The sequence below is a fragment of the Aliiglaciecola sp. 2_MG-2023 genome, from assembly GCF_030548145.1.
GTDB classification, from domain to species: domain Bacteria; phylum Pseudomonadota; class Gammaproteobacteria; order Enterobacterales; family Alteromonadaceae; genus Aliiglaciecola; species Aliiglaciecola lipolytica_A.
Genome location: NZ_JAUORY010000003.1, coordinates 132,965 through 149,806 on the forward strand (window position 1 = coordinate 132,965; position 16,842 = coordinate 149,806).

Here is a 16,842-nt window from a genome sequence, read left to right on the forward strand (position 1 = left end):
AAAGATTTCGATGTTTCTCCCAAACATAGTTTTTTGCTCAGCAGCCCTAGCTGGGCTTTTTTTTGTGTGTTTTTCAAAATTCATCTTCATCCAATGAAATTTGCATATCTGCAAATAACTCAATGATATCTTCTCGCTCAATTCTACGCATTTTTAAAACGTACATTATTTGTAAAAGTAAATCAGCACCCAAAATTCCTTTGTTCACTTTATTGCGCAAATTATCAGCACTTTGCGTAATACCAATAGTATTTAATCTGTCACTGAGATCTTGGTATTTGACTCCGCGCTTAGACATTTCAGCCTTAATGATACGTTGCACTACTTGTCGCCAGTTTGCGTTATGTTGTTTTCCTGTCACGTTCCACCCAATCAAAATAAACCAATTTGTGAATTATAATTTACAAAAATAAATTATACTAGCCAAATAAGTAAAATAAAGTTTGACTTTAAAAATCATTTATCAGTACAATCCGACCCGTTGCGAAAAAACTTACAATTCATTTTGAACTGATCATGTTTTTTCGTTTACAAAGGTAACATACTATAGTCATTACACTGACAGGAGAGTAGGCATATGACTTGGGACCTTGATCAACTTGAGACCCTTTTATCAAAAAACGACAACATTGTTGTCACCCGGGAAGACAATTGTTTATTGATCGGAAATGGTGATGGTTTAGACGCATGGTTGGCGCTCAGTGGAGAGCAGATCATTATCGAATCCATTCTATTTTCAAGTTCAGAAGTCAAAGATAAAGCAGCTTTGAACGAAGAAATATTAAAAACACATATGTTGTTTCCATTAACAACGATTGGAATATCCCAAGTTGCTGAGCAAGACTATTACACTGCATTTGGTGCATTAAGTTCACAATCTAAAGCAGAGAGCATTCAAATTGAATTAGATGCCTTATTCCACAATGTGGCTGCATTTTTAGACGCTTATCAAGAACATTTGCACTAAACATTTAGGTATTTTGGAGAAGATTATGTCGGTTTGGAGAAAGTTAATTACAGCTGTTAAAGGTGGCGCAACTGAAGCTGCTCAATCCGTTGTAGACAGTCAGGCCATTCGAATTCTTGAACAAGAAATTCGTGATGCAAAAGAAGAATTGCGTAAATCAGATCATGCTCGCACGCAAATTCTAGCAAAATGTAAATTGGCAAAACAAAAGGTTGATAGCCTGAAAGTATCAATCGGACAATATGAAGAGCATGCCCGCAAAGCGGTAGAATCGGATCGTCAACTGGCGTTAGATTGTGCTCAAAAAGTAGCGGATTTAACTGCAGAGATGGAAACAGAGCAAGAGTTTCTTGATCAATTTACGCAATCAGAAAAACAACTTGCCACAAACATTAATCAGGCCAAAGACAACCTGAAGCGTTTAGAACAACAAGTTGACATGGTTAAGGCTACTGAGTCAGTTCAAAAAGCACAAGTTGCGGTTTCCTCCAGACACATGGGTGCAAACAGTAAAATGAAAACCGCTACTGAATCGTTAAGTCGTATACAAGATAAGCAGAAGTTACGTAGTGCTGAACTAGAAGCGGCTGAAGAGCTTGCCTCAAGTGATTCGACTACGGACTTAGAAAAACGCTTAGCGGAAGCTGGAATTCAGGGCGGGAAAAGCTCTGCCGATGACGAACTTAAACGCATTTTAGGCCAATAAATTGGTCAGTTTCTAAATGTTATTAGTACTTAAAGTTCGCAAAGTACTCACTCGAGTTTTTTCGGAGATGCGCTGGTACACTATTGTACTGGCGCTTTTGTTTTATGCACTAAGCACATGGATTTTACTTTATGTGTCTGGTGAAGATGCCCTTCTCAACGTTAATGATTTCATATATTGGTTAGTTGTGACCGGTTCGACTGTGGGTTACGGCGACATGTCGCCCGTTACGAGCGCTGGTAAATATATTGTTTCCTTTTATGTTATCCCCTTAGGTTTGAGTATTTTCGCCTTAGTCTTAGGCCGAGTCGCAGCTTGGGTTTCTATGCAATGGCAAAGAGGAGTGAAAGGTTTGAAACCATTAGATCTTGAAAACCATGTTCTGGTAATTGGCTGGAACGGTCATCGCACGATTCAACTACTTAACTTGTTGCTAAAAGAACGTGCAGAAACAGAAAATAAGCCAGAAATTGTTTTATGTGTCAAAGCGGACATAGACAATCCGATGCCAGACAAAATCGAATTTATTAAAGTTATCTCATTCAATAATGATAAAGAAATGGATCGGGCCTGTGTAGACAAGGCGGCGGTCATTGTCATGGATAACGAAGAAGATGATGTCACTATGACAACGTCTTTGTATTGTAGTAAACGAAATGAGAACGCCCATTTATTGGCTTACTTTAAAGATGAAAGCTTAGTCGACTTATTGCAAACCCACTGCCCTAATGTTGAATGTACTCCCAGCGTAGCGGTTGAAATGTTGGCTAAGTCAGCATTCGATCCTGGCTCAAGCTTATTGCAACACGACTTGTTGACAGTACAAGAAGGACAGGCACAGTTTTCGATGGAAGTGCCAGACTCAGTTCAGAACCTGTCTGTTGAAAAATTATTTGTCGTCCTTAAACAAAAATACAACGCTACCTTTATTGGTTTCGTTGAGCCAAGTATTCCCGCCAAAGTTACGTTAAACCCAGACTTCAATGTGGCAATCTTGCCAAAATACAAATTATTTTATATTGCTGAACAACGTATCAGAGCCCTTGATTGGCAATTGTTTACTGAATAAAAACAGCAGTTTAGATTCTACGGAGAAATCATGTTTTCAAAATGGTTTACTAAAAAGAGTGATAATTCTGACATAAAAGCGCCCGAAATTATGGGCTTATATTTAGGTGGCTCTTTTGAACTTGACGACTTAAAACTCAAACTTATCGAACCTGAATTAGTCATTGAAGGTGCGGCTAGACAGCATTTAATTCAGGCTGTCGGCGAAGCTCACATAGATACCGGTGGCAAGATATTACGATATTACACTGACGATGACGCTTTTTTACAGGTTGTTTTAGACGGTGGTGACACAGAAAATCACATTACCGATGTGAAGTTATGGTACTTTTATGAAACACAAACCGTTGGTACTGATAACCAATGGAGAGATTTGATTGAACGTCAGATTTCTCAGCCCCATTACCAAATCGAAAACAACACTTATAGTCGAGTATGGAACGCCGTAGGAGATGAGTCTCCCCCCGTGGCAATGACTGAAAAAACCTTCGAGCTTGATGGTGATACAAGTCAAACGGATCAATTTGTGATGTTATACGAACGGCAAATCGGCAACGAAAGCTACGAAACTTTGTTGGTTTGTGCAGAAGAAAAAATTGTAGATAATAACCATGATCGCTGCCTAGTTATCAGCACTGGGTTCGATGTCTTGCCTGCCGATATAAAAATAAACGGTTAGCAAATCTAAATTTATATAGAAAAGGAAAAATCGATGGACATTTTATTGGAATCAATAGCCGGATTGGGTAACTTTACAATTTATTTCGTGGTCTCAATAGTGCTTCTATTTCTATTTAAAATTGTGTACGCATGGGTAACCCCCCACGATGAATGGAAACTGGTAAAGGAAGAAAAAAACACCGCTGCCGCTATCGGTTTTGGTGGCGCTATAGTCGGCTTTAGTATTGCCCTTTCTGGCGCTGTTACCAACTCGGCATCGCAATTTGATTTCGCTATTTGGGGTGTCATCGCTCTAGTGGCACAAGTTTTAGCTTTTCTTTTGTTGCGTTTCACTTTTATGCCCGCAATTGCTGAACGAATTGATAATCAAGAAGTGTCTGCTGGAGTAATGTTAGCCTCAATGTCAATTGGTGTTGGTTTACTCAATGCGGCTTGTATGACCTATTAGGAGACACGAGCATGACACGTAAACGCAGTGAACATATTAATTTGAGCAGAATGCGTAAGCATTTTTCAGTCAAGCCTTTGGCGATTGGCGTAGCCTCTGTTTTTTTAGCCGCTTGTACGGATAACCGTCAAGAAGCAACAATATACAAAGATGCCCAAGATTGCGCAAATGATAACCCTGAGCAAGCGCAAATTTGTCAAACAGCCTATCAAGAAGCGCTGGCGGAAGCTGAGCGCACAGGCCCTAAATATAACACCGAACAAGATTGCGAAGGCGAATTTGGCCCGAATCAATGTCAACGAATAGAACGCAGTTCGGGGTCCTTTTTTATGCCGTTTATGGCTGGTTATATGTTGAGTAACCTGCTCTCACCTAATCGTTATCAATATCAACCTATGTTTACCTCCTATTCACCTTACTCTTCATATCGTTATCGATGGATTGGTGCCGGTGGATACGATTATGGCGACTTGCGTAAACGTAACTACAAAGTCAGACCCGACGCATTTAAGCCTAAACCGGCCGTCACGCGAACAATAAAACGAGGTGGATTTGGTAGTTCTGTGCGGGCTAAATCAAATTGGGGCAGTAAGAGCAGCTCCAAAGGTGGTTGGGGCGGTTAATTCCCCTTTCATTCATTAATCACAGCAATAGAGTCCTGATGTTCAGAATACCAAGTGAGCCCCGCAAAAACTGGCAACAAAAAGCCAAGGAATTTGGCTTTTCGTTCCACAGTATGTACGGCGAACCCTACTGGGATGAGTCAGCTTATTATCAGTTCAATTTGCAGCAAATAGAAAAAGACTTGGAAGACCCCACAGTCGAAATTCATCAAATGTGCTTACAAGTTGTAGACAAAGTGGTGAATAGTGACGCTTTATTGTCAGCTTTTAAAATCCCAGAAGCATTTTGGCAAGGGCTTAAAGATTCTTGGCGCAATCATGATCCCTCTTTATATTCACGACTGGATTTTGCATATGATGGCAGTGGCCCTGCCAAGCTTTATGAAAATAATGCAGACACACCTACCAGCTTATATGAATCAGGATTCTGGCAGTGGTTGTGGTTACAAGATTTGGTGGATGGTAATCGCATATCTCGCCATGCTGATCAATTTAATTCTTTGCAGGAAAAGTTAATCTGGCGATTAAATGAAATTGCTAAACATTATCAAACCGAGCATATCCACTTTGCCTGCTGTCAGGACACAATAGAAGACAGAGGCACCGTTCAATATTTGCAAGACTGTGCCGCAGAATCTGGACTCAAAGCGCCTTTTGTATTTATCGAAGACATTGGATTGGGTGAGTCGGGCCGTTTCACAGATTTAAAGAATAATGAAATAGATACCTTGTTTAAACTGTATCCTTGGGAATTTATGCAGCGCGAGGAGTTTGGTGACTTTGTGGAAAGCTCCCAAACTAATTGGATCGAACCTTTATGGAAAAGTATTCTGTCGAACAAAGCGCTAATGCCTATGTTATGGAAGATGTTTAAAGGTCACCCAAATTTGCTGCCTTCTTATTTCGAAGATGAATTACATCTATGTGATCACCAGCGAATTGTAAAAAAACCCATTTTTTCTCGTGAAGGTGCAAACGTCAGTGTGATTGAAAAAGGACAACAGATTATTCATGCCGACGGCCCTTATGGCGAGGAAGGATTTATTTACCAAGCATTCCATCCACTGCCTAAATTTGACAACAACTTCACATTGATTGGCTCCTGGTTAGTTAATGATAAAGCCGCTGGAATTTCTGTTCGAGAAGATACTTCGGTTATTACCCAAGATATGTCCCGTTATCTACCACATATTATTTTAGGATAAGTCGAATGGGCTCAAAAACAACGGCTTTAGCATCCCAGTTGAAATTTGTTTTGTACTTGATGCTATTTTTTGCCGTGATAGAAGGCATCAATATCCTATTTGGCCGCAGTCTAAATATTTATGGGATATACCCACGTGAACTGATTGGCTTACGGGGAATTATTTTTAGTCCATTTTTACATGGCAATTTGAGCCATTTTGCATCCAATATTATCACTTTAGGCATATTTAGTTTGCTCGTCATGCAGTACGGTAAAAAAACCTATATAACTGTCAGCATCTATTTAATGTTAAGTATTGGTGTGTTGGTGTGGTTGTTCGCTCGCCCTGCTATGCACATTGGGGCTAGTGGGATAATTTACGGTTATTTTGGATTTTTAGTTTTAGGGGGGCTAATATCAGGTCGCATAAAACTCATTATAATTTCACTAATAGTAGGCTTTTTCTATGGAGGCCTAATATTTGGTGTAATTCCCTCAAATGCTTTTGTGTCATGGGAATCTCACTTATTCGGATTTATCGCGGGGTTATGCGCGGCTAAATTATGGGCAAAAAAACGCTAATCACAATAAAAGGTCGCTTTACGTTTAATGCCTATGAAAACCATAGTGGATTGATTGCGAGTTCGATATACTGACAACAGTTAAATTTATTTTAAAGATTTTATGAATAAGCCAGCAGCAAACGAGTCAACTCAAAATACGAAAAAGAACCCGCCACAAAATAACGGGTTTTTAGGTAATCTTGCGTTCAATATTGTTATTCCAGTATTGATTTTGTCGTATCTCAGTGGTGAAGAATATTTGGGACCCGCATTAAGTGTGGTTTGCGCTTTGGCATTTCCTATTGGATACGGTATATGGGACTTAAAAAAATCTGGAAAAGTAAACGGTTTTTCCATTCTTGGCATTATCAGTGTCATACTTACCGGTGGTATCACCTTGTTGAAACTTCCCGCCGAATACATTGCGATTAAAGAAGCGGCTATCCCGGGCATTTTAGGTATTGCGGTTTTAATTTCCCAATATACCAACCGGTCGTTAGTTAAAATTCTTATCCTTAATGAAAATGTGATCAATTGGAATGCATTAGACGAGGCATTGGAGAAAAAACAAAATACCGCATTATTTAATCGAAAAATAACCATCAGTTCTTATATCGTCGCCGCTTCGTTTTTTGTTTCATCCTTTCTCAATTACATATTGGCGAAAATCATCTTAGTCAGCGAGCCTGGCACAACCGCATATACTGAAGAGTTAGGGCGCATGACTGCGCTAAGTTATCCGGTGATCATGGTGCCAAGTTTAATTATGCTTTTTTCCGCTTTGGCCTATTTAATTGTACAAATGAAAAAGTTAACCGGTGAAGATTACTTGTCTTTCATTCAAGAAGAAGGTTAATTGATTAAACGTTAAAAATTTGGTGGTGCAATGATTAAGATTGAAGCGCTATCTAAGTCTTACCAAGACGGAAAGCAATTAACGACTGTTTTAGACAATCTAAATTTAACTATTGCTCCTAAGCAACAAATTGCAATTACTGGCGAGTCTGGTTCTGGTAAGTCAACACTGCTGCATTTGTTGGCTTGTTTAGACAAACCAGATACAGGCTCGATAATAGTTAACCAGCAAAATATCTGTTTATTCTCCTCTAAGGCTAGTGATGCCTATCGACAAAAATCTATCGGCATTGTTTTCCAAAAATTCAACCTCATTGAATGTTTATCGGTTTGGGAAAATGTGTGTTTTCCTGCTCGTTTAAACCAAAATTTAGATGAAAAATATCTGCTTAGTCTGCTGGAGGAGTTAGGCATTGCGAAGCAACGCCATAAAATGCCCATGGATTTGTCTGGAGGTGAGCAGCAACGAGTAGCCATCGCCAGAGCTTTGTCTCATAAACCACAACTAATATTAGCCGATGAACCCACTGGTAATCTTGACGACAAAAATAGCGACAAAGTAGCTAATTTACTGTTATCACTGTGTTCTTTGCACAACGCTATGCTGGTTATGGTTACTCACAGCCATAAACTAGCCAAGCAAGCCCACCTCCACTATCACTTGAGCGACAAAAAGCTAACCCTTCAAGCTAATGATTAAATTAATTCATGCTGTATTGTGGGTGATCCTAAAAAGCTATCGATTGCAAAGATATCGAATTTTTATTGTATTGTTAGCAATCATTATCGGATGTGCTGGCTTCTCTTCTGTTCTAGTCATAAATGAGACCGCCAAACGCAGTTACAACGATGCAAACCTGCCGTTGTTTGCAGACGTACACTACGCAATTTATGCCAAGCAAGGAGCGTCAATTTCCAAGGCAGATTATGCCAATTTACGGAAAAGTGGAAACCGAAATATAGTTGCGCTATCGAGCATGGAAGTTGAGGCGATAGATAACAGCACCCTAGTTTTTATTGGAATCGATTATTATGCGCTAATGAGCTTAAACAACGGGCATTTGAATTCCAATTCGTCCGAGGATTCCATTGGGCGGTTTTCTCCAAATATAAAATTCATGCTTCACCCCGACTATGCTAAGCAATTAATTGCCAAAAAAGTACTCTCCTCAGATAATTATTTAACACTCAATTCTCAGCTATCAATAGGCCCTATTAGCCAGATAAAAACTGCGGGGTTAAATAATCAAATTGTCAGCGACATTGAAACCTTATTTAACCAATTCGATAACAAGACGATTTCTTATCTGTTGGTTGTGGGAAATTATGACGACAAACGGCCTCCGTCAATTAAGCTGCCAACAAATCTAAAATTAGTCAAATTAAAGACTGCAGAAGACGCTAGCCAACTGACTGCCAGCTTTCACCTTAACCTGTTCGCGATGGGACTACTCATGTTCGTGGTGTGCATGTTTGTAGTGTTAAATGCGTTAAATTTATTAATGATTAAACGCGTACCCATGTTCAAGATTTTAAGACAACAGGGGGTGCCAGTATCAGCCGTGTTTATCGCTAGCATCATTGAAATGTTGGGTTTAGCCGTGATTTGCAGTGCTATAGGCGTAATCTTAGGCATCGAAATATCGCAATGGTTATCGCCTGCAGTAAACCAAACTCTTGAGAGCTTGTATGATGTAAAAGTAGGTTTTCAGACATTTTCTTGGTTCACTTTATATTTGCAAGTTTTGCTAGCCAGCATTATTGGTTTAAGCCTCGCCGCAGCCTTGCCCTTGCGTTTGGTTAATCATCAAATAGGCTCAATAAGTGCTTCAACTCCACGAACAAATAATGAGAACAAATGGTTAGCATTTTCACTCATATCAATTTTAATCAGCATATTGGTTTATTTTAGCGACGCAGACATATTTGGTTCGTTTGTGATTATTGCTTTGTTGATAATCAGTGGCTGTTTCATGGTTTTGTTTATATTACCCAAGTTACTTTCCGTGGTTATTCGCCTAATTCCTCATAAAATGCCGACTTTACGTTGGAGTTTGGCGGACGCAAAACGCGTTTCAAACAAAAGTAGCATTGCTTTTTGTGCCTTTTTTATCGCTGTAGCGGCAAATGTTGGTATGAATTTAATGGTCAACAGTTTTCGAGTTGCAACGGATTCATGGATAACCCAACGTCTCAATGCCGATGGCTACATTTATACTAAGAATACAGACCAAGTTATCTCCTTAATTAAACAAAACTACCCTACTGTTAACCCCGTTATTCGGCAGCAAGAAACGGCAAGCTATCAAGGGAGTCCAATTCAAATTCGCTCCTATCCAAGTAATGTTGAGCACCAAAAAGCGTTGTTATTTGAACGTTCTTTATCTGCACCTTGGAACACCTTTATCGATGGTAACGGCATTTTTATTAATCAACAGTTTGCCCTTTCAAAGCAACTTAAATTAGGGCAAAAAATAGAGATATCTAGGCGTGATAATTCTAAGTTATCGATGCAAGTTGTTGCTATCTACTATGATTATGGTAATCCCAAACCACAGGCATTCATCTCTGAGGATTTAATAAAAGATCAATTAATCGGCCGACACGTGATCGCCTTATTCAATCAAGCACCTGATCAATCTTGGTTGGCTGAACTGAAAAAGCGAATAGCAATGCAAATTCCAGAAGCACAAATCATGGAAACACAGGAAGTGCTGAAAACATCAATGCAAACATTCGATAGCACATTTGTGGTGACCCAAAGCCTCAATATCATCACCCTATTGGTCGCTGCTTTTTCATTAGCATCTTCCCTTAGCGTGATAGATTTTGACAATAAACCTCAGCGCGCTTTAATCCGCTCATTAGGCATCCCAGCCCTTCGAATTTTAATCCTCACGCTGTTTCAATACACTGTGTTGTGTTTGTTCATTTGTGCTCTGGCGATACCATTTGGCATTTTACTTAGCTGGCTACTGATCCACCTTATCAATGTACAAGCTTTTCACTGGTCTTATCCTTTGATTATTGAATTAAAAACGATTGTACAGCTAGTTTGTTCCAGTTTGGCTGTCGTGCTATTCGTTGTTGTTTTACCTGCAGCTAAGGCAATATTGAAGCCACCTATTGAGGATATAAAATGGCTAAATGGATAAGACTGCTGAACGTAATACTATTAACAAGCCTAGTATTAACTGCCTGCTCGGAAGCTGATAAACCTTCTTCTGGCATGTATGGAGGCTTACTAAACCAAGAAAACTTTTCCAGCGCAAAAGCCCATACAGAATTAAAAATTAAATTTCCGCAAGATCATTTAAGCCATCCAGAATTTGCCATTGAATGGTGGTACTTAACCGCTAACCTGTTTGACCAGCAAGGAAATCAATATCCGCTGCAGTGGACGCTATTCCGTTTTTCAGGGGGGGTTACCGATTCTAACTGGAGCGATGGGCAACTATATATGAGCCATGGTAAATTAAGCTCCAAAACCGATGATTGGTTTGAAGAGGTGTTCGCCCGAGGAGGCGTTGGTAATGCAGATGTTTCGTTAGCAGCGAATTCTAACGCTTTTACGGCGTATTTAGATGACTGGCAATGGCGTTCAGAATCAGCAGATTTATTTCCAGCCACATTGAATTTTAACCTCAATGAAGACGTTAATATAAGACTCACAATGAAAGCAAGTGGTCCGTACGTTTTGCACGGTGAAAATGGTTACAGTATTAAGCTTAGTAACCATCAGCACGCCTCAATGTATTATAGTCAGCCATTTATTGATATTACTGGAGTGATCGAGTTACCCACCGCAAAAATTGAAGTTTCTGGGCAAGGTTGGTTCGATCACGAATGGAGTGCAGGCCTGTCAGATCAGGCAACCGAAGGCTGGGACTGGTTTTCATTGCATCTACAAGATGGTCGTAAACTTATGTTGTATCAGGTTCGTCATGGGCAATTGAGGAATTCCTGGTTCGGCAGTTTAATAAGTTCAAATGGAGATAAAACTCACCTAACTGAACAAGATATTGCCGCTTCAATTAATGGCTACTCAGAAATTGATGGTGTGAAAGTACCACTCAATTGGTCGATATCCTTACCCCAACACCAAATTGATATTCGCGTTTCAGCATTTAAAAAGGACCAATATAATCGTGGCATGTTTCCCTATTATGAGGGAGCAGTGTCAATTGAGGGCAGTCATAAGGGGTTAGGGTTTATGGAGTTAACAGGGTATTAGCAGCCAAATCAGGAAAGAGACTTGACTGCTAACTTTGCCAATTGATGACTATTCAGATTGCATTAATTCAAAAATAACTTTTGGAATATCAGTATTATCCATATGACCATGGAAGTGTTCTTTTCCTGCGCCCATAGCAAAAATTTGAACATCCACGGCAGTATGACCCGAGCTAGTCCAACCTGAGTTTGAACGAATATCCATCAATTTTTTAAGCTGAACATAAAGTGCTTTACTGTTTTTCAAATCCGCTTTTTGCAAAAGTGACTTTTCAGTTTCATTCAGTTCAAAACCCAACCCTGCTTCTGCGGTGTCTAACGGTGTTTCACTATTTGCCATTGATTTTGCCAAAGAGCTTAGAGACTGTGTCAGATTTTTTAACGGATCAGGATTCCATTGATAGTTGCCATTAGCTGCAATTGTAAAACCACCAGTACTATGATCGGCAGTCACCACCACTAAGGTATCTGGATTCTCTTGAACATATTGTTCTAACCATTCCAGAGTTAACGCCAAGTCATGCATCTCTGCCATCGCAGATGCAATATCATTTGAGTGTCCAGCCCAATCAACCTGACTACCTTCTACTAATAAAAAGTAACCTTTATCGTTAGTTAACTGTTTAACCGCTGTTTTCACCAATGCAGGTAGACGCTGTTTTCCCGGCATATCCAAGGCCCAAGGCATGCCTTCATCGCCAAATAGTCCAATAACAGGTCCAGCTTTAAGGGAAGTTAGTTGCGCTAAATCATCAATATATTGATAACCCGCCGATTGAAACTGCTCAACTATATTACGATCATCACGAATAAAGTATTTCCAACCACCACCTAACATTACATCTAGTGCAAATTGACCATTCACTTTGTCGTCAAAATAACTGTCTGCTATTGCATCGTAGTTGCGGCGACTTTCATTGTGCGCTGCAAAAGAGGCTGGGGTTGCATGATTAATTTGTGATGTCACAGCGACACCTGTTTTTAAGCCATTCATACGAGCTTGTTCAAGTACCGTTTTAACCGATTTTTTGTTCTCATCCACAGCGATGGCGCCGTTATATGATTTCACTCCAGCAGACAAAGCGGTAGCACCTGCAGCGGAGTCGGTTACATAACCACTTACTCTAGCCGGGTAAGTGCTGGCCATCCCAACTAAATGTCGGTCAAAGACCGTTGGTTCAATGACTGGCGAAGACTTTTTGTCTGCAAAATAACGATATGCTGTGGTATACGCTGGCCCCATGCCGTCGCCAACTACCATTATAATGTTTTTAGGTTTTTCTTGACTAGCTTGCGCTACAGAAACAAACAGCAATAATGTAAAAACCGAAAGCCGCTTCATTCTATCTCCAAAGGTTAGTAAAAATAATTTCAGGGGAAATGATACGTGAAATTTTATCTGGATAAACCGATTTCTTGTATTTTCACTAAACTTAACAACAATGTGATCTACAAGGGTAAAAAATCATAACAAAAAATCAAAAAAGTAAATTGCAGAGCCATTGAAGATAAATATCTATTTGGACTCTTGAAGTTTTTCTCGCATCCGTTGTTGAACCACATCTACGAGTAAATCCGGCTGAAACTTTGAAATAAAACGGTTACATCCCACTTTTTTAACCATCGCCTCATTAAAGCTGCCACTGAGTGAGGTATTTAGGGCAATAAATAAATCACTCATTCGCTCGTCTTGTCTCACTTCTGCGGTCAAGCGATAGCCATCCATTTCGGGCATTTCAGCATCAGTAAACATCATTAGAATTTGGTCTGTTACCTGTTTACCACTGTTTGCCCACTCTCGCAGCAGGTTCAACGCCATCAAACCATCACTGCGCTCTATAATATTAATACCCAGCTGTTTTAACGTATCGCGAATTTGAAGACGGGCGGTAGAAGAGTCATCAACAACTAAAACTGTTTGCCCGTTTAAATGTTTCAGCACATCTTCATCTAATATTTCTTCAGAAATGTAAGTGTCATATTCGATGATTTCAGCAAGTACTTTTTCAACATCAATAATTTCGACAAGTTCTTTATTGCCATTTATTTCAATTTGCGTAATTGCTGTTAAATAATTATTTTTTCCAACTGTAGTTGGTGGGGCTTGAATATTACCCCACGACGTATTAACAATATTAATTACATCTCCAATCAGAAAACCTTGCACAGTTCGGTTGTATTCAGTAATGATTACATTTTGGTTAACAATATCTGTTGAATCTGGCAACTTTATTGATTTGCGTAGATCAATAATGGGAATAGACTTTCCCCGATAATTAGTCACCCCTTTTAAATTCCCGTGGCTACCAGGCATTTGATGCATCATGGGGACAGTAATCACTTCCTTTACTTTAAATACATTAATTGCAAATGTGTGCCTTGAACCTAATTTGAACATGAGCAATTCCAGTCGGTTTTCACCAACTAATTGAGTGCGCTGATCAACGGACGCTAAAATTCTGCTCATAAAATCTTAAAACTACTAAGTGATAAACGAAAGAATAACGCGAAACCAGTACATAAGGGAGTAAATAAACCACTAGCGGCAATTTAAAAGTCACTTTTTTGAGCTTATCAACGATGAGGTGAATTTACTTTACCCTTTGAATTCTAAGGAAATACAAACCAACATTCACAATATCTATTTCGAAAATCATTATTATACGTTTTTTTTATTATCCATGTGAGGCTAGGATAATTGCATCGACACAAAACAATAATCAGGTGAATCGATACCAGTCGTCTAGATGTGTTCAGAATAATTATGCACTAGGCCTCAGTTCCCTACACATGTAATAGAAATAAGGAAAATATGATGTCTCAATATCAAAATGACCTAAACGCTGTAAGTCAGTTATGCCAAGAAAATGGTTCTGGTTGGAATGCGATTAACCCTGAATTTGCTGCAAGAATGAAAGCTCAAAACCGTTTTCAAACCGGACTTGATATCGCGAAATACACAGCGGCTATTATGCGCAAAGATATGGAAGAGTATGATGCAGACTCTAGTCAATATACTCAATCTTTAGGTTGCTGGCATGGTTTTATTGGACAACAAAAAATGTTGGCAGTGAAAAAGCACCAAGGCACAACAAATAAAAAATATTTGTACCTATCAGGGTGGATGGTTGCAGCACTTCGTTCAGAATTTGGTCCTCTACCTGACCAATCTATGCATGAAAAAACCACTGTGTCTTCACTTATAGAAGAGCTATATACTTTCCTACGTCAAGCAGATGCAAAAGAATTAGGTGAGCTATTTCACGAGCTTGATTCAGCAAGAGCTGCAGGCAAAGATACTAGCGAAATTCAGTCAAAAATTGACAATTACGAAACGCATGTGGTGCCAATTATTGCAGATATCGATGCAGGCTTTGGTAATGAAGAAGCAACCTACTTGTTAGCTAAGAAAATGATCGAAGCCGGCGCATGCTGTATTCAAATCGAAAACCAAGTATCTGATGCTAAACAGTGTGGTCACCAAGATGGCAAGGTTACTGTTCCTCATGAAGATTTCTTAGCTAAAATTAATGCCGTTCGTTACGCCTTTCTTGAGCTAGGTGTAGATGACGGTGTAATCGTAGCAAGAACTGACTCTCTAGGCGCAGGCTTGACGCAAAAAATACCTGTATCTACATCTGAAGGCGATTTAGCGTCTCAGTACAATGCATTTTTAGACACCACAGAAGTTAAATCTGTAGATGACTTACAAGAAGGCGATCTTGCCCTTCGTCAAAATGGTAAATTGGTTAAACCTGTTCGTTTACCTAACGGTTTATTTAAATTCAAAGACAATACTGGTGTTGATCGTGTAGTGCTTGACTGCATAACTTCATTGCAAAACGGTGCAGATCTTTTGTGGATTGAAACTGAGAAACCTCATGTTGGTCAAATCGGTGCAATGGTTAACGAAATTCGCAAAGCGGTACCAAATGCTAAATTAGTTTATAACAATTCACCTTCATTTAACTGGACCTTAAACTTCCGTCAGCAAGTATTCGACGCTTGGGTTGAAGCAGGTAAAGACGTTAGCGAATATAACCGTGAAGAACTTATGCAAGTTAAATACGACGATAGTCAATTAGCCATAGAAGCTGATGAAAAAGTGCGCACCTTCCAAGCAGATGCTGCTCGTGAAGCTGGCATTTTCCATCACCTAATCACGTTACCTACTTATCACACGGCTGCATTATCAACTGATAATCTAGCCAAAGGTTACTTCGGTGACGAAGGTATGCTTGCTTATGTTAAAGGTGTTCAACGCCAAGAACTACGTCAAGGCTTAGCTTGTGTTAAGCACCAAGCGATGGCAGGTTCTAACATGGGTGACGATCACAAAGAATATTTCAGTGGTGAGCAAGCCCTTAAAGCTGCAGGTGAAGACAACACTATGAATCAATTCGACGTTGCTTTATAAAGCTAACTTTTAACACGCTAAAAAAGCAAGACGTAATGTCTTGCTTTTTTTTTGTGGTATCCCTTATACAGCTGGTATAATCACTGATAAATCAGTTTAGAAGTGAAGTTAATTTGAATATTGCTAAAGTTGATCTAAATTTATTGGTATATCTGGATGTGTTGCTTCGCGAAGGAAGCGTAACCAAAGCTGCAAATCAACTCAGCATAACCCAACCAGCAATGAGCAATGGTTTAAAGCGTCTACGTGATTTGTTTAATGATCCCTTGTTAGTGCGCACCAGTGACGGTATGACGCCAACTAAACGGGCATTGGAACTTCAACCTGTTGTGCGTGATGTTTTAGCCAAGTTGGAAACAACTATTCAGCCTGAAACAGAATTTATACCTGCCAGTAGCCAAAGAACATTCCGCATAATGGCCAGTGATTATGCAGAGTCAACCTTGTTAATTGAAGTCATTAGACAATTAGGAAAGATCGCACCTAATATCACCTTGGACGTTATTACACCAAGTGATGTGACTTTCCATGATGTTGAACATGGCAAAGTCGACATGGCGATTAACCGCTTTGATGAACTCCCCCTCTCCTTCCATCAAAAAGTCATTTGGTATGATGCTTTTTCTTGCGTATTAAAAAGTAGTAATCCGATTGTTTCCCATTTTGATTTAAGCAGTTATTTGTCTGCGCAGCACATTTGGGTAAGTAAAACAGGCTTTGGGGTAGGTGTTGGTGTTGATCCTAACGAAGTGCAAAAGTTAGGTTGGGTAGATGCAGAGTTAACTAAATTAGGTAAAAAGCGAGATATCAGAGTGTTTACCCGACATTATCATGTTGCCTTACAGTTAGCTAAAGCTCAAAATCTAATTGCTACACTACCTAGCAAAGCTGCAAACTTGTATCGCAACGATCCTGACGTGGTCATTTTAGAACCGCCATTTGATATTCCCCCCATTGGCCTAAAAATGGCTTGGAGCGCGCTGCTCCACCATGATGCTGGGCATATTTGGTTCCGTCGTCTTATTAGTGAAGTAGCCAATCAACTTAGTTAATTGGCACTCCTAGCTTCAACATTCACAGAATCTATCGCAAGGA

At 39.6% G+C, this 16,842-nt stretch carries 17 protein-coding genes; 14 read left to right on the top strand and 3 right to left on the bottom strand.

Translation table 11 applies throughout. The annotated features are described in order from the left end of the window. Positions 1–73: 73 nt before the first annotated feature. Positions 74–361: a DUF6471 domain-containing protein gene (locus Q4567_RS04450; protein WP_216050021.1), complete on the bottom strand. Its 288-nt coding sequence runs from the start codon at positions 359–361 to the stop codon at positions 74–76. A gap of 216 nt (positions 362–577) precedes the next feature. Here Q4567_RS04450 and Q4567_RS04455 point away from each other — a divergent pair, with 216 nt between their 5' ends. From Q4567_RS04455 to Q4567_RS04510, 12 genes are all read left to right on the top strand, one after another. Beyond that, positions 578–967, top strand: a complete 390-nt coding sequence (locus tag Q4567_RS04455) for a DUF2170 family protein (protein WP_216050020.1) — start codon at positions 578–580, stop codon at positions 965–967. Between the two features lie 25 nt (positions 968–992). After that, positions 993–1,673, top strand: coding sequence for a PspA/IM30 family protein (locus Q4567_RS04460; protein WP_216050019.1), 681 nt, complete (start codon positions 993–995; stop codon positions 1,671–1,673). A gap of 16 nt (positions 1,674–1,689) precedes the next feature. Continuing rightward, positions 1,690–2,742, top strand: a complete 1,053-nt coding sequence (locus Q4567_RS04465; RefSeq protein ID WP_216050018.1) for a potassium channel family protein — start codon at positions 1,690–1,692, stop codon at positions 2,740–2,742. A 30-nt stretch (positions 2,743–2,772) separates the two neighbouring features. Next, on the top strand, positions 2,773–3,420 hold the full coding sequence (locus Q4567_RS04470; RefSeq protein WP_303499521.1) for a YjfK family protein: 648 nt from the start codon (positions 2,773–2,775) through the stop codon (positions 3,418–3,420). A 33-nt stretch (positions 3,421–3,453) separates the two neighbouring features. After that, a complete protein-coding gene (locus tag Q4567_RS04475; RefSeq protein ID WP_216050016.1) occupies positions 3,454–3,870 on the top strand; it encodes a DUF350 domain-containing protein in 417 nt (138 codons plus the stop codon). Between the two features lie 11 nt (positions 3,871–3,881). After that, complete coding sequence (locus Q4567_RS04480; protein ID WP_303499522.1) at positions 3,882–4,493, top strand: DUF1190 family protein; 612 nt, start codon at positions 3,882–3,884, stop codon at positions 4,491–4,493. Between the two features lie 38 nt (positions 4,494–4,531). Then, entirely contained in the window at positions 4,532–5,698 is a 1,167-nt protein-coding gene (locus tag Q4567_RS04485; protein ID WP_216050014.1) for a glutathionylspermidine synthase family protein, read from the top strand. 5 nt (positions 5,699–5,703) lie between these two features. Continuing rightward, positions 5,704–6,261 carry a rhomboid family intramembrane serine protease gene (locus tag Q4567_RS04490; protein WP_303499524.1) on the top strand — a complete coding sequence of 186 codons (558 nt, stop codon included), beginning with the start codon at positions 5,704–5,706 and terminating at the stop codon, positions 6,259–6,261. Positions 6,262–6,363: 102 nt separating this feature from the next. Next, complete coding sequence (locus tag Q4567_RS04495; RefSeq protein ID WP_216050012.1) at positions 6,364–7,098, top strand: VC0807 family protein; 735 nt, start codon at positions 6,364–6,366, stop codon at positions 7,096–7,098. A gap of 30 nt (positions 7,099–7,128) precedes the next feature. Continuing rightward, positions 7,129–7,797 (top strand): ABC transporter ATP-binding protein, encoded by a 669-nt coding sequence (locus Q4567_RS04500; RefSeq protein WP_216050011.1) that lies wholly within the window; start codon positions 7,129–7,131, stop codon positions 7,795–7,797. Then, positions 7,790–10,252, top strand: coding sequence for an ABC transporter permease (locus tag Q4567_RS04505; RefSeq protein WP_303499525.1), 2,463 nt, complete (start codon positions 7,790–7,792; stop codon positions 10,250–10,252). Before Q4567_RS04500 ends, Q4567_RS04505 begins: the two co-directional genes overlap by 8 nt. Next, the gene (locus tag Q4567_RS04510) at positions 10,237–11,331 is read left to right on the top strand and encodes a lipocalin-like domain-containing protein (RefSeq protein ID WP_303499526.1); all 1,095 of its coding nucleotides are present in this window, start codon (positions 10,237–10,239) and stop codon (positions 11,329–11,331) included. Before Q4567_RS04505 ends, Q4567_RS04510 begins: the two co-directional genes overlap by 16 nt. A 48-nt stretch (positions 11,332–11,379) precedes the next feature. Here the strand turns inward: Q4567_RS04510 and Q4567_RS04515 are convergent, their stop codons facing one another. After that, entirely contained in the window at positions 11,380–12,672 is a 1,293-nt protein-coding gene (locus Q4567_RS04515; protein ID WP_216050008.1) for an alkaline phosphatase, read from the bottom strand. Positions 12,673–12,846: 174 nt separating this feature from the next. Then, entirely contained in the window at positions 12,847–13,797 is a 951-nt protein-coding gene (locus Q4567_RS04520) for a chemotaxis protein CheV (protein WP_303499528.1), read from the bottom strand. Between the two features lie 348 nt (positions 13,798–14,145). On the opposite strand from Q4567_RS04520, the gene Q4567_RS04525 reads away from it, so the two are divergent. Together Q4567_RS04525 and Q4567_RS04530 are read left to right on the top strand one after the other, a co-directional pair. Next, positions 14,146–15,747: an isocitrate lyase gene (locus Q4567_RS04525; RefSeq protein ID WP_216050006.1), complete on the top strand. Its 1,602-nt coding sequence runs from the start codon at positions 14,146–14,148 to the stop codon at positions 15,745–15,747. A gap of 113 nt (positions 15,748–15,860) precedes the next feature. Continuing rightward, the gene (locus Q4567_RS04530; protein WP_216050005.1) at positions 15,861–16,799 is read left to right on the top strand and encodes a LysR family transcriptional regulator; all 939 of its coding nucleotides are present in this window, start codon (positions 15,861–15,863) and stop codon (positions 16,797–16,799) included. The last annotated feature ends 43 nt before the right edge of the window (positions 16,800–16,842 follow it).

Bases quoted from the DNA above. Each gene is read 5' to 3' on its own strand.
- Q4567_RS04455 (WP_216050020.1), top strand. From the start codon at position 578: ATGACTTGGGACCTTGATCAACTTGAGACCCTTTTATCAAAAAACGAC.
- Q4567_RS04460 (WP_216050019.1), top strand. From the start codon at position 993: ATGTCGGTTTGGAGAAAGTTAATTACAGCTGTTAAAGGTGGCGCAACT.
- Q4567_RS04465 (WP_216050018.1), top strand. From the start codon at position 1,690: ATGTTATTAGTACTTAAAGTTCGCAAAGTACTCACTCGAGTTTTTTCG.
- Q4567_RS04470 (WP_303499521.1), top strand. From the start codon at position 2,773: ATGTTTTCAAAATGGTTTACTAAAAAGAGTGATAATTCTGACATAAAA.
- Q4567_RS04475 (WP_216050016.1), top strand. From the start codon at position 3,454: ATGGACATTTTATTGGAATCAATAGCCGGATTGGGTAACTTTACAATT.
- Q4567_RS04480 (WP_303499522.1), top strand. From the start codon at position 3,882: ATGACACGTAAACGCAGTGAACATATTAATTTGAGCAGAATGCGTAAG.
- Q4567_RS04485 (WP_216050014.1), top strand. From the start codon at position 4,532: ATGTTCAGAATACCAAGTGAGCCCCGCAAAAACTGGCAACAAAAAGCC.
- Q4567_RS04490 (WP_303499524.1), top strand. From the start codon at position 5,704: ATGGGCTCAAAAACAACGGCTTTAGCATCCCAGTTGAAATTTGTTTTG.
- Q4567_RS04495 (WP_216050012.1), top strand. From the start codon at position 6,364: ATGAATAAGCCAGCAGCAAACGAGTCAACTCAAAATACGAAAAAGAAC.
- Q4567_RS04500 (WP_216050011.1), top strand. From the start codon at position 7,129: ATGATTAAGATTGAAGCGCTATCTAAGTCTTACCAAGACGGAAAGCAA.
- Q4567_RS04505 (WP_303499525.1), top strand. From the start codon at position 7,790: ATGATTAAATTAATTCATGCTGTATTGTGGGTGATCCTAAAAAGCTAT.
- Q4567_RS04510 (WP_303499526.1), top strand. From the start codon at position 10,237: ATGGCTAAATGGATAAGACTGCTGAACGTAATACTATTAACAAGCCTA.
- Q4567_RS04515 (WP_216050008.1), bottom strand. From the start codon at position 12,672: ATGAAGCGGCTTTCGGTTTTTACATTATTGCTGTTTGTTTCTGTAGCG.
- Q4567_RS04520 (WP_303499528.1), bottom strand. From the start codon at position 13,797: ATGAGCAGAATTTTAGCGTCCGTTGATCAGCGCACTCAATTAGTTGGT.
- Q4567_RS04525 (WP_216050006.1), top strand. From the start codon at position 14,146: ATGTCTCAATATCAAAATGACCTAAACGCTGTAAGTCAGTTATGCCAA.